At 67.8% G+C, this 14,726-nt stretch carries 1 protein-coding gene (running past one end of the window); it reads right to left on the bottom strand.

From position 1 onward, the window contains the following. Window positions 1-14,726 carry the start of a LuxR C-terminal-related transcriptional regulator gene (locus OH799_RS07070; RefSeq protein ID WP_406276896.1) on the bottom strand. The gene continues 34,825 nt to the left of window position 1, outside the view, so only the first 14,726 of its 49,551 coding nucleotides appear in the window; it begins with the start codon at window positions 14,724-14,726; the stop codon falls past the left edge of the window.

Raw genomic sequence — 14,726 nt, 5'->3', positions numbered from 1 at the left:
ACCAGCCCGCCGGCCACCTCTTCCACGCGAACGACATCCACCGAGAAGTCATCGCCCGCCGCGAAGTCGTCGCCCACCACGCTGCCGAATCCGGCGAACACCGCATCCGCGCCCACACCGCGCCGATCGAGCACCTCACCCAGCGACAACTCCTGGCCGTCACCACCCCACAGCGTGCCCTGGTGCGCCAGGTGGCGGAACTGCACCTTCGCGGGGTCGAAGCCGTTGCGGCGCAGCTCGGCCAAGAAATTGGCGACATACTTCGGGTCGCTGTTGTCGAGTCGAGACGGCCCGCCGTACGGCGTGAGCACGATGTTCTTGCCCTCGGACACCCACCACCGACCAAGCAACCCCGGTGCACTTCCCTGCTGGGCGTGCGTCGCGAGCAGATCGCCGTGGGTGCCGCCCGAGGTCGGACTGGTGAGGAATCCGGCGCCGGGGACCGAGTCCAGGGAGACGAGGTAGCCCCGCTCATTATCCCCCGTGACGAAGGTCTCGCGGTTGGGTTCGACGAGCACCCGCTCGCCGTCGACCTCCTCGATCCGGACCTGGATTACAAAGTCCGGCGCCACCGCCTCCCATACCTGGGTGATCGGCACGACATCGTAGGTGGCCCGGCTGGGCTCGAACCGGCCCCCGACCTCGATGTTCGTCTCACGCGGAGGGCGCGGGTCCAGTCCTTCCGGTGCGGCGACCGCGAAACCGTGCCGGTTTAACAGCCCGAGCACCGGTTTCTCGGGCTCGGGTTCTCCGTTCTCGCCCATCGTCGGCTCAGGCGGCACAAAATTGCGAATGACCGTGCCGTCGGCGGCATCGTGCCGGTCGACCTGGACCACGCCGGCCTCGACAACCAACACCAGCTCGACCAGGTGTGCCATCTGCCTGTCCAGTCCTTCGACGACAAACATCGACAACCCGTCGCCGACGTTCTCATCGTCCGGGTTCCGGCGTTTGAGCTCCGCGTACCAGGCATGCAGCCGGTTGTAGGCGTCGCTGATTCCGTGCAGCTGCTGGAACAGCACCGGCTCCCGGTCGGGACCGACCGCCCGCGCCTCGACTGTGCTGATGCGCGTCCCCACCACCGGGTCGGCGGCTTCGATCCCCGCCGGATCGCGGCGGTTGCGGACCGCGTTGGACCACATCGTCGCGGGCGCACACTGATTCGCCAACGGCCGGAGCGAATCCGGCAGACTGTGCCCGACGTCGCCTTCACCGCGGCCCGGCGCGAGAGTTTTCACCCGCTGCCACATCCGACGCAGGAACCCGCCTGCCGGTTCCGCGATCGGCTCGTCGCGGGCCGGCGTCGGCCACGGTAGCTCCTCGGCGCGCGGCGTGCCTTGGGTCACCTCGCGCAGGGCGGAGTCGACCTTGCCGTCGACACCGGCCAGCTGCAGCGTGATTTCCTGGATCAGGTAGATGGTCCCCCGCATCTCGTCGAGCCACTGCAGCCGCTCGGCCGCCACCCGCAGCGGTGCGTCCGGCGCGAGGTGCTGCACCGCTCCGACGACCTGCCGAACCTGAGCCGCGTGCAGACCCTCCAATATCGGTGTCCCGAACAGCTTCCACCGCAGCTCGAGATCCAGTTCGTTCAGCAGCTGCTGACGCCAATGCCGCTGTTCCGGACGCAACACCGCGACCCGCTGCGGCCAGGTGGCTCCCCACTCCAATGCGGCGAACTCGGGCCGAGCGGCCAGCGAATCGAACCAATCCTCCAACCGGGCTCGCTCGGCTTCATGCTCGCGCCGCTTGTCGACCAGGGCCGTGAGCCGGGCGGTCAAGCCATGCAACCGGGTCCCCTCGTCAGCGGCCGCCCAGTGCCGGATGGCGAGGATGTTCAGCTCGTTGAGGCTGCGATGGCGATCACGAAGTTGTCGTGCCCGGTCCGCGTCCACGGTGGGATGCGATGCAGCGGCACCAGGCCTGCGCGGGTCGAGGGCCGGGCGGAGTTTGTTTGCCGCCACGCGCGCCTGCGCCCGCAGCACGTCCACGTTCCCCAACGTCACCACGTCGAGGGGGAAGGCTGCCCGATGAGTTTCCCGGAGTTCGTCGAACCGCCGCTGCGCTTCTGCGGCGCGAGTTTCGGCGTCGTGGCGGGCCGCTTCCAGCGCGGCGAGGCCGTCACGGCGCGCGTCGGCGCGGGCGGCGTCGAACTCCCGCAACCGCTCCTGGGTATCAGCACGGAGCTCGTCCTCGACCGGCGGTCGGTACTGGGCCGTCGGCTCCTGCTTCAGCGGCGCGTAGGAGTATTCGAAGCGGACCTGAGGCACAGCCCCGGCGCGATTACGCGGCGGAATCCATCCGTCGATATCGAGTTTCGCGACCGGTGTGATATCGAAAGCACTCGCATGCGTGACGATTTCGATCTTCGGTTGCCATTTCGATTGATTCCACCCGTGCACATAATCCCAGCCGCCGATCAGGCCGTCGATGATGTCGTCGGCCAGCTGGTGCCCCGCTGCCGCGGCCCTGGTGTCAGGTGCGAACCAGAAGGCCACCGCGCCGCGGTGGCCTTGTTCGTCCAGCCAAGCCATGGCGTCGCCCATGATGTCCGGCACGGTTTCCTCGGCATGATGGCCCAGCACCTCCAGTCGGATCGTCGTCGCGGTGGGCGGACCGACGACACACAGCAACCGCCCGCGCACGCCGCGGGGCACATCGGACACCACATTGGGCAGCGGCACGTCGGATACCAGAACCGCTACCGGCCGATTGGCCGCCTCGCCCCGGCTGCGCGCGTCGAAGAACGCCCGGGCTCGCCCGTCCAAAACCTGCAGCCATTGCGGCCCGTCCCCGGCGAGGTTCGGTCCTTGTGCTTCCAGCCTGGCGCGTTCGACGGCGGACACCGCGTGGTTGCCCCGGCCTCGATCCCACCACCAGGTGCCGTCGGTCGCCGCCACCCAGCCGGGCAACTGTTCGGTCAGCAGGGCACGCTGGCCCGGCAGCAGCTGGCTCCACGGCGGCAGCGCCCAGCTGCCCCGGATTCCGGGTTGGTTCCTGCCGAACTTCGCCGCCCAGAGCAACACCGCGGCGTCTCGTCCTTCGGAGTTCTGCGCCAGCCACTCGTATGCCCCGGACTCGCGATCGGTGATCCAGGTACCGCCGCGCTGCTCGCGGAAGTGCGGGGCGACCTGCATAAGCCAGCCGACCCGGATGTTCAGCCAACGGAATCGCTCTTGCCAATGAGCCGGATCCGGCTCCACCGGATCGTTGCGGCGGGCATCCGCCTCGGCTCGATCCTGCTCCAGCTTTTCGATGCCACGGGCCAGGGCGTCGGCGCAGATGAATTTCTTGGCGTGGTCGAGCACCGTGTCGAGCGCGTGCAGCCGGGTCCCGACCGGGTTGTTGCGCTCCTCGGCAGCAACCAGTTCCCGCACCACCTCCGGGGACATGAGCCTCGGGACTGCACCTCGGCTGTCGGCGAATTCGGCGGCCAGCCGCCACCGCTGATGGTCCAGCAGCGCAACGTCTTCCGGCCCGACTTTCCTCGGGTAGTCCAGGAACTCCCGTCCCTCGGTGTCGAGAACCTCGCCGGACACCATCCGCTGTAGCACTGTGTCGCTGTATAGCTGGGCGATTTCGGGTCCGAGTCCGTCGCCGGATGATGCGCCGACGTAGATTTCGTCCTGTGGGATGGTGGTCGGCGGGTTTGGGTTGTTGCAGTGGACTGGGGTGCCGCGGCGGTCCATGTGCAGCACCATTACTGGTGGGCCGCCCTCGGGTGGTTTCCAGTCTCGGATGAATCGGCCGTTGATCGGGTCGCGGTATTCGATGCGTTCCACGCCGTTGACGATGTGTCGGATCAGCCAGACTGCGTGGTAGCCGGGTGCTTGTGATTGGTGGGTGGCGGCGTGTGTCGGGAAGGCCAGCAGCATTTTGATCCCGTTGCCGCCGGGGTTCCAGGGGTTGGGGTGTGCCAGGTCCATGGCTTTGCCGCGGGCGCGTAGACCTGCGTCCGCCGCGGCGCGGTTCGCCCACCATTGGCCCTGAATGGGGTTGTCGCGTTGTTCGGGGGTGGCCAGGCCCGCCGCGCCGTGGCTGAAGGGGGTGCCGCGCACCGGATCGGCGGGTTGTATCCACATATCGGTGCGGCCGCCGACCGCGGCGATATCGGCTTGTACTACGGTCAGGCACTGGTTGGGTTCGTCTATCCACATCTCGCGCGGCTGTGTCCACAGCATCGCGGCGTCGGTGGTGCCGAGGTTCAGTTTGGCGTCGATCTTGTCGAGCTGATCGTGATTTTCGTGGTATTTGTCCACGACGTTGGCCATCGCCAGCATAAGTTGCGTCGGCTCGGATTCGGTGTTGGCAGCGCGGGCTCGCAACACCGCGGCCCAACCCTGGATCGGTCCGAGCTGGTCGAGGTTGATGTGTCCGTTGAACGCCATGCGTGCGAGTTGTCTGCGGGCGGCGGGGACCCGCGCGGCGAGCCGGTTGCGTTCGCGAAGCAGGTCTTGGGTTTCCTGCTGCAGTCGAGGGTCGACCGGCGGCCCGACCGGCGGATACTGCGGTGCGGTAACCGTGTTGGCTTGTACTGGCAGCAGCCGTTGCTCGTTCGTGGTGGCCGGGCGCGGCGGATGCACCATGGCCGCGACCGTGATGTTGTCGCCGGGGTCCTTGGCGCGGGCCAGGCCGACCAACCTGATGACGATCTGTTGCGGCTGCTGCGGATTGTGCTGGTAGATTTCCTCGACCTGGTCGGGGTCGCGGCTGTCGGTGAAGCCGTCTGTGCCGATCGACACGATGACCTTGCGGTGGGGGTCCAGCTCGACTTCTTTGCTGTAGACCGCTTTTCCCTGCGGCCCCTTGCCTTTGCCGATGACGTGCGCGGGCTGGAATACGTCCTTGCCGAAGCTCGCCAAAGCCTCGGCCGGGGACAACCCTTTGGTCTTGGCATACATTTTGAGTTTCGAGTGATCCTCGGTCACTCGTTTCGTCCCGACGAAGCCTCGGCTGTCCCCGGCCCAGGCGAAGCTGGCTTTGCCGCGCTGCACGATGCCGATCACGATCGTGGTGGCAGGCGGGTTGGGGCTGTCGGGCATCGCGTCCGCATCGGCCTGCACCGCATCGACCGCCCGCTCGGCGATCAGGCGTGCGTCGAGCACCCGCCCGTCGGCAGCGCGGATACCCGCTTTCACGTGGGCGAGTGCCCTTTTCGCCGACCGTTCGGCGATCGTGTGTCCCTGCGGCGATCCGGATACCCCGTCGCACACGATCGCGATCTCGATCGGTTCGCCGTTGTGCTCGACGACAGCGATCTGGACATCGTCCTGATTGCCGTGCCCATGTAACCCTGGATCACCGATGTGGCTGAGCGCTGCGACCGACCCCAGGTTCAGCAGCTTATGCGGCGGTTTGCCCGGCAGCGCCTTATCGAACAGCGCGGTGGACACATAGCGTTCGTCTCCCGGGCCCGGTGAGAGTCGTTGCCGTTCGAGGGATTCCAACGCAAGGGGATGCTTCGACAGCACCCATTCGCCAGGTTGCGCGGGTGGCGGCGGAAATGCCGCGACCGCGCCGGTGGCGTTGTCGGGTCCGCCGTCGACCAAGGCCTGGTCGGCCATGGTGACTGCGATCGCTTGTAGATCATCGGGATGGGCGTTGACCGCGTCGGCGAACGCGTACAACGGCATTCCGTCGGTCAACACCCCGATGACCCGGTTGCCTTCGACTTCGAACGTCTTGATGTAGCTCGTCGGATCCGCCGGGAGTTTTTTCTCCGCGGCGAAATAGTGGTGCTCGATATCGGTGGGATCCACCGGATCCAGTATTTCGGCGCCTGCCATCGGATCATCCGGGTCCACCGAAAGCACTTCGACGTCACCGAATTTCCCGACAATGATCTTTCCGGGCAGGATGATCGCCGCCGCCGCGGAAGCCCCGGGCGTCCGCTGCCCCGGGTTCAGGTTCGCGTACTCGGCGGCGGTCAGGTTTTCGATCGCATCCATGCCCTCCTCGAACGCCAGCCGCATCGCCGCTTCGGGTGCGACACCCGCCTGCAGCTGTACTGCCAGGGTGTCGCGGATCGTCTGCACGACGAGTTCGGATGCCTTCTCTCCATGCTTCCGCGAGGTGACGCCGTCGCCGACCGCCAGCACGGTCGCTGGTTGGCCGTCGATTTCTCCGACCGCGAACGCCATCGCGTCCTCGTTGCCGTGGCCGTGCTTGGCGGTATCGCCGTTATTGGTGATCAGGACGGCTGCGTCCGGCCCCCACCGCGATCGCGACCCCGAACGCGCGACCTCGACGACATGTCGTTCCCATGGCGCACCGAACAGCAGGGTGTCCTCGCGGGGCATGTGCACGCCGTGCAGTGCGCTGGGTTCCTCGCCTGGTTCGAGGGGGTGTTCGAGGACACCGTTGTGGGATTTGATAAAGGTGGCCTGGTGCGGTTCTCCCGCGAAAAGCCGGAGGAACAGCTCGATCGCGGCCGTGCCCTGGTGGGTGTACTCGCCGTCGCCGTCGTAACACTGCTGGAGGAGGTATGCGTCGACTTCGTTCATACCCTCGTGGGGGTACCTGCCGCCGCTGTAGCTGTGCTTGATCACGACCCCGTGAACCGGGTCGTGGGCGATGAAACCGGTGTGTCCGATACCGTCGCGGTATTCGACGACGAACGCCGCTCGCATACCGGGGGTATTGCGCACCAAGTTGACCAGCTGCGCCATCGTCAGCTGACCATGATGGCTGCGATCGAAGTTCGCGCCCACCTTTTTCGCGAGATTGATCGCGGTATCGCCGGCCAGCCGGTTGCCGCGCGGTGGTTTCACCGGTTGTGGACCGACCCGGCCGGTGGCATCCCAGTTCGCCCATGCGAAGGCCCAGTCCGCAAAGGTCGCGCACTCGCCGACCAACAGCGGCGTGTCCGCGTCGCCGTCGGCGATGCCGGTGTTCGGGGTCGTGCCGTCCTGCGCTGCCTGCTCGGTGAGGAACTCGACGGTCTCGGCCAGCTCGGCCGTGAGGTTCTCGATTATCCGGATCTCGGCCTGCAGAGCTGTGATGACCGCGGGATCGGCGCCGGGCTCCTCGGGCTGCTTGTCCCGGTCTTTGTCCCGCTCATCGCCGAGTTCGATCCGCTTGTGGTCCAGCGCGGTACGGGAGGCGAGGGTACGGACCGTCGCGGGCAAGCCCGCGGCCGCCAGTACCGTGTCGGGATAGGCGGTAATGAACGCGGCCCGTTCGTCCTCGGTCAGTCGCGGCCACAGCACCCCGAGTTCCCGAGCCCGGGCCCGCCGGTCGGCCTCGAGATCACGTACCCGGCCCGCACCGGGCACCAGGTCCGCCAGCCGCGCCCCTTCGCGCTCCAACGCTTTCGCTACCACCGCGCGCGCACGCCGCACCGCCCGCGCGCGCTCGGCCCGCATCCGGGCGCGGCGAGCCGCGCGACCGGGCAACCCGCGACCGGGTGCACCGAGGGCTGCGGGCCGATCGGCGCCGGTCGCATCGGGTTCGGCAGCGCCGGTCCCGGCCGCGGTGGGCTGGGGCAGGCCGGCCAACGCCGCGGGGTCCGGTGTCGACAGCGCCGTCGACCCACGCCCCAGCGTCGCCACCGGCGCAACCGCGGGTGCTGTCGGAGGCTGCGGACCCGTATCGGGGGCCGCGGGTGTGCTCGGCAGCGGGTTGTCGACCGTGTCGACCTTCTCGGCGGTCGCAGCGTCATCGGCCACGGTGGTGTCTGATCGCAGGCCGTCCCCACCGTTCAACGCGGCTACCGCGTTCTGCAGGATGTCGATCTCGGCCTGCAGGGTTGTGGCCAGCAGACCATCCGGGTCTGTCTCCTGCACTTCGCCGAGTTCGATCCGCTTGAGATCCAGTGCCGTACGAGCCGCGCGCAGCCGAAGAGGGTCGGGCATATCGACCGCGCCCAGGAGCGTTTCCGGGTACGCCGTGGCGAAGGCGTCCCGTTCCTGCGGGGTGAAGCCGGTGTCCCACACCTGCATGAGCAACCGGGTCCGTGCCCGGAAGTCCGACCACACATCACGCACTCGCCCCGCACCCGGGATCAGGTCCGCGAGCCGCACCCTTTCGCGCGTCAACGCCGCTGCCACGATCTCACGTGCGTCCTGCACTGCCTGCTCACGTTCGGCCCGCAGCCGCGCCCGCCGAGCCGCGCGACCGGGCAACGCATCATTGGGCGCGCCCACCGCCGCAGGCTGATCGGTATCAGCCACATCGGGTTCCGCGGCAGCGGGCCGCGCCGGAGTCTGGTGCTGCAGGCATGCCAACGCCACCGGATCCGGCGTCGTCAGTGCCGTCGACTCACGCCCCGCAACCAGCACCGGCGCAGCAGGGTCCGCAGCAGGAGCAGTTGGTCGCCGCCCCCGCGTGTCGACCGGAGCCGCATCAGAATTCGTCGGCAGGGCGGCCGCAGCATCATCGACCGTTGCATTGTCCGATTGTGGTTCGTCCGCCGCGGCCAGGGCGGCGGTCAACTGTTCAACCCGCTCGATGTGCGTCTGCAGTGCGGTGATCAGCGCGGTGTCCGGGTTGTGTTTCGTTTGCTCGTCGCCGAGTTCGATCCGAATCAGGTCCACCACCGTATGGGCTGCCCGGATCCGGGCGGTATTCGGCAGGCCGGCGGTCCCCAACACCGTTTCCGGATACGCCGCGATAAATGCCGCCTGCTCCTGCGGGGTCAACCGCGGCCATAGTGCGACAAGTTGCCGGGCCCGGGCCCAGGCGTCGGCCCGAACATTACGCACCCGACCCGCACCTGGCACCAGATCGGCGAGCCGTACTCCTTCGCGCGCCGCCGCCGCGGCCACCACGTCACGCGCCTGCTGTACCGCCTGCTCACGCTCGGCACGCAGCCGGGCCCGGCGTGCGGCACGACCGCGCACCGCAGCCACCGGTTGTCCGGTGGAGCCGTCGACCGCTGTCGAATTCCCGTCCGCGGTGGGCTGAGTCGAATTCCCGTCCGCGGCGGGCTGTTCGGTACGGGCCGTATCGAGGTCGAGGATTTTTACGCTGTGTCCGAGGCTGTCTGCGTTCGGATCGGGAGTGGTCCCGGACCGGTGCGGCAGTTGTTCGAATGCGGTGTCGAGCATCGCCGGGTCCGGTGTGGTCACGGCGGTGGTTTCCCGACGCGGGATCGCCACCGGCGCTGTGGCATGTGCCGTCGGGCGTGTGCTGCGCACGACCCACCCCCATGAGCCGGTCGGGCCGGTGGCGGAATCCGTCTCAGTGGTGTCGGTGTCGGTGTGGGTTGCTGCCGTCGACACTTCGGGCTGCGGCTTCGATACCGGATGTGGGCGGGGTTGCGGGTCTGGGTCGAATCCTGGATTGGCGACGAATACCTGTACAGCCGGCATGTCCGCTATGGCTGGGGCGGCGAGGTCGTTCTCGAACCGACCCAGGAAGAACTGCGGAGCGATCCCACCCGCGAACACGTGCATATGCCCCCACACGAACCTCCCCCGTGTTCCCTGCACCAGATACATCCGAGCCGTCGCACCCGCAGGCCCCAACGCCGCCCGGGCCGCCTCCGGTGAATCGTGCGCTACCACCACACCGTCGATCCCCAGCAGATTCGGCATCGCATCCGGATGCACACCATCCACAAACGGCGCCACCGTATTTCCCTCCGGCACCGCTACATACGCCACTCCCTGCGCCACGTACTGCACCGGCGTCGACGACTTCCCCAAGCGCCCCAACAGACCCGCGATATCCACCCCCTTCTTCTCCACCGCCCCAGCCAACGGATCCTGATCAACCGTCAGGCCCGTCGCCTCCATCCCCTGCTGCACCTCCTGCGCCGTCGGTGCCGATGGCCTATCCGCCCAGCGCGCGGCCGCCGCGCGGGCAGCCTCCGCTCGCTGGGTCCCCCGCTCCTGGCGGAACTCCCGCATATCCGCCACCAATGCCGCAACCTGCTCGGACAGTGACGGTTCCGGCTCGGCCAGCTCGCGGGGCTCCCGCTCCGGATCGAAAGCGGAATTCTCCACGTAAATCGACATGTCCCCGGAAATTTCATGCCACCCCAGCACGAAATTCTCCGCGAAACCGCCCACGAGCAATGCCATCGTCGGATTCGGTGAAGATCCCGCCCGTATGAAGCCCGGCGCCTTCACCACCACCACGCAGCCAGCGCCGAACGCCTCCGCTTGCTCCAGTGAGGTGAACCCGGATACATAGCCCCGATCCCCCGGGGTAATCCCCTCCGCCAAAACCTTCGCCAAATCCGACACCGGGATAAATGCCTCGACCCCGTCTTGCACCCATGTCACCGGGGCCTGCTCCCGGCCCCACGTGGCCAGCACCCGGTCCACGCCCACCGTCGCCCGCCCCTCCGGCGTTGCCGCAGGCATCGGATCCGCCCCATCGGGCAACCCGGAAATCGCCCTCCCCAACGCCGCTTCCGCCGTGAATTGCTCCAGCGCCGCTGTCTTCGACTCCGCAAGAACCTGATCTGCTGTCAGACCCGAGCCGGTCGCCGCTGTGCCGGACTGTGCCCGTTTCGCCAGGCGCGCGGCCGCCGCACGCCGGCGCCGCTGCGGATCTGCGGTATGCGGCGTCGCACGCTCCCCGTCCTGCGCCGATGCCGGCTCGGCGGACGCCGGGCGCACCGGTTGCGGCCGTGGCCTGGGGTTGGGGTCGAACCCTGGATTCTGCACGAACACCGCAACAGCCGGCATGTCCTCGAAATCGGGGACATCCAAATCCGCGTCGTCGTTTTGGTAGCGGCCCATGAAGAACTGCGAAGCGATCCCACCCACAAACAAGTGCGCATTCCCCTGCACGAACCTTCCCCGGCGCCCCTGCACCAGATACACCCGAGCCGTCGCACCCGCAGCCCCCAACGCCGCGCGCGCCGCCTCCGGCGAGTCGTACGCCACCACCACACCGCCGACTCCCAGCACATCCGGGTGCGCACCATCCACAAACGGCGCCACCGGATTCCCCTCCGGCACCGCTACATACGCCAGACCCTCCTCCACATACCGCGCCGGCGTCGACGACTTCCCGAAGCCGGTCAACAATGCCGCCATATCCACCCCGTCGGCCACCACCGCCCCGGCCAACGGATCCTGATCAACCGTCAGGCCCGTCGCCTCCATCCCCCGCGCCACCTCCTGCGCTGTCGGCGCCATCGGCGGGGCCGCCTCGGCCTCTTTTCGCGCAGCAGCCTCCCGCGCAGCCGCCTCCCGCTTCCGCTCCTCCTCCCGGAACTCCCGCATATTCGCCGCCAAATCCGAAATTTGTTCGGACAGCGACGGCTCCGGCTGCGCCGGCTTCGTTTCTTTCCGCGGCACCCGTCCCGCAACAAAGCCAAGGTTCTGCACAAAAATCGAGACTGCTTCCACCCCCTTCCCGGACACCACGTGTTTGCCCACCACATATCGGCCGGCCACACTGTCCAGGAGCATCACCACCCCCGACGCCTCGTCGATGAACCCACCCGGCGCGTCCACCACGGCCACGCACTCCGCGCCGAACTCCATCGCTTTTTCCAGCGAGGTCAACCCCAACACCGCCCCCGCGGTATCGTCGCCCACCATCCCGGTCTCGAACAACACCTCCTCGCCCTTTACCAACGGGACATACACAACCGGCCCCGTCTGCTCCCCCAACCAGCGCACCCGACCCGGCGCATCCGGATTCCCCCAGGACGCGGGAAGCGTTTTCGGATCAACCGCGCGAGCATCCATTGCCGCGGGCGCCGGATCCGCCCCCGCGGGCAACCCCCTGGCCTCCATCCCCCGATACAATTCCTGCTCCGAGGGCCGCAACGCATCCGCGAGCCACGCGGCAGTTTCCTTGTCCTGCTGCCGCTGCCACTTCCGATCCGCCGAGTTCGGTATCTGCGCAACCCGGTCGGTCTCCTCCAGCGCATCCGGCACCGCGGGCTTGGGCTGCGATTGCCGGTCGGGGTCGAACCCCGGATTCGGCACGAACGCCGCAACATCCGGCAAGTCCTCGAACTCCGGCACATCCAGCCCGATGTCATTATTCGATTGGAGACGGCCGAAGAAATTGTGCGCAGGTATTCCCCCCACATACAGATACGCCTTGTCCCCATTGGGAAGTTCCTGCTCGAACCTGCCTCGCCGGCCTTGCACCACATACACCCGGCACTGTCCGCCCTCAGCCGCCCGCGCGGCCTCGGGGGATTCGTACGCCACCACCACGCCCGAGGTCTTCGACGTCATACCGTTCACGAAGGGCGCTTGCGGGCTCCCCTCTTTCACGGCCACATACGCCACCCCGTCGTCGGTGAACGTCGGCGGATTCGCCGACTTGCCGAAACCCGCCAGCAGATGGTCCAGCTTCACCCCGGTCAGATCCGCCGCCCCCGCCAGCGGATCCTTATCGGCCGTCAGCCCGGTGACGTCCTTGCCTCGCTGTATCTCCTGCGGCGTCGGTGGCTTCGGCTTCTCGGTCGGCACAACTTGCGCCTGCTGCGGGCGGGTCGGCGCATCGGCCGGGCGTGGTTTCTGCGCCGGCGCCTCCGGCCGCCCAGCATTCACCGGCTCCGGAGATGCCGATTTCCGCGCCGGATCGAAACCGGAATGCTCCACATAAATAGACATATCCCCGGAAATTTCATGCCACCCCGCCACAAAATTCTCCGCGGCCCCACCCACGAACAGCGCCATCGGCTCCCCCGAAATCCCCTCCCGAATGAAGCCCGGCGCCTTCACCACAACCACGTTGCTCACACCGAACCTCGTCGCCTGCTCCAACGACGTGAACCCGGAGACATAGCCGGAGTTACCCGGAGAGAATCCTTCCGCCAGAACCTTCCCCACATCCGACACCGGGAAAAACGCCTCGGTCTCTCCCACCCAGGTCACCGGCTTGTCACCATGCCCGAAGTTGGCGAACACCCGGTCCAGACCCACGGACCGCTGCCCCCGAGCCGTGGCCGCGGGCATCGGATTCTCCCCCTCCGGCAACCCCGTCGCCGCCCGCCCCAACTCCGCATCCACCCGCAACCGCTCCAGCGACGTCCGCTGCAGCTCCGCCAGAAACTGGTCCGCCGTCTGCCCCGAACCGGCATTCGGGTCACTGCCCGCACGCCCCGGCGCCTCCCCAGCCCCCGGAGCCGAAGCGTCAACCGGCACAACCGGACCGCCATCAGTCTGGTCCCCGGATACAGCCGGCCCAGCCGCCTGGTTCACCGGCGTAGCAGGCGTCGCAGGCGTCGCAGGCGCGGCGGGCGGCGCCGCGGCTTGCGGACCCGCCACCACACCGGCCCCTGCCGACGGCGGCCGTGGCACGACCGGCCGCGCACCACCCTGCGATGGCCGGTCCAGCGCCGTACCCGGGCCTGAATCACCCCGTACCGCAGGCGATCTCCCGCCGGTGCCGGTATCCGTCGATCCGGGGGGCCGGGGAAGGTTGTGCGTGCCGGTCCGTGTAGCGGTGTCCGGGCGCGGCGCAGTTCCGTCGTGCGATCCCGACCCGGATGTCTCCCGAGCCGTGGTCCACTCACCCTGAATCTTTCTCAGCTGCGCGACGTCACCTGTGTGGTACATGTTGGCGCGCCCGTTGGCGTTCGCCTCCTGGTGCACCTCCCCGGCTCGCTGGAAAAACCCGGTGGCCTGCGCACGAGCCGGCCCTTCCGGGAACCCGTCCGGGTGCATCTCCCTGGCCAGCTGCCGATACAGCAGCCGCCCCTCCTGCCTCGACTCAGCAGTCAGCTCACCCCGATCCCACGCCAACTTCCTCCCACCCTCGAAACCCGCCTCCCCGGCACCCCGAACCTCCGGCACCGGACGCATCCCGCCCAACGCACCCAAACCCGCACCCGCCAGCAACATGTGCGGATCGGCCGCCGCCGCGAACGCCTGCCACGCCACCGTCCCATGCAGCGCCGACTGCATCACCGCACCGCCGATGCCCATCCCCACCATCGCCGCGGTCCCCGCCACCGCGCCCGTTGTCACCCGCTGCGCCAACGCCGGTATCGCGAACCGCCCCATAAAGTTCTGCATAAACCGCGCCGCAGGCCCACCCGCCAACGGCCCCGCCGCGAAAGACGCCCCCATCGTCAACGCCGAATCCCAGTGGAAACCGTCCCCCGACGCCAAACCGGCAGCCGTGTCGATCCCGAAACCCACCAGCCCCTGTTTGCCCGCCGCCCTCACCAGGTTGTTGCTCAGCAACATCGCCAGCGTGCCACCGGAGGTCTCCCGCAGCGCGGGCAGCAACCCGAACCGCTTCAGCAACGGCTGCATCATCCCCACGGCCCGGGTGGCTTCCCCCATCGCCGCCGCCGCCTCACCCAGCCCCAACGCCCCCCGCTGCGCGACAACCTGTTTGCCCTTTTGGATGATCATTTCCTCGACCAGCGGCAACGCCGCCCGCCCCCACGGCGTCAACCCCAATGTCGCTCGCGCCGCCCATATCAGGTACAGCGTCACCGCCGCGAAACCCCACATTATCAATTGCGTTTTCGTGACACCATTCGCGGTCTTCACCACCGCGTTGCCGAATTCTGTCATCGCATCAGCGAATTCGTCGAACGAAAACTCCCCCGACTCCAGCAATCCCAACGCCTTCAACAGCGGCTGGGTCGCCTCACCCACATAAATATCCGCAACATTCCCCTGCGTATTCCGAACCGCCTCGGTCAACGCCCGCACCCGCGGAGCCATGCCCAATAAACCACGCCTGGCCAACAGCTCCAGATCCCCCGCTTTGGTATCGGGCATCTCCATACCAAAATTCAGCAGCGTCCCGATACCCTGCAACAATGGCGGGCCCTCGACGTTAAACGCCAC

This window comes from Nocardia sp. NBC_00881 (genome assembly GCF_045207455.1).
In the GTDB taxonomy this organism is placed as follows: Bacteria; Actinomycetota; Actinomycetes; order Mycobacteriales; family Mycobacteriaceae; genus Nocardia.
This window is presented reverse-complemented; position numbering and strand designations above follow the sequence as displayed.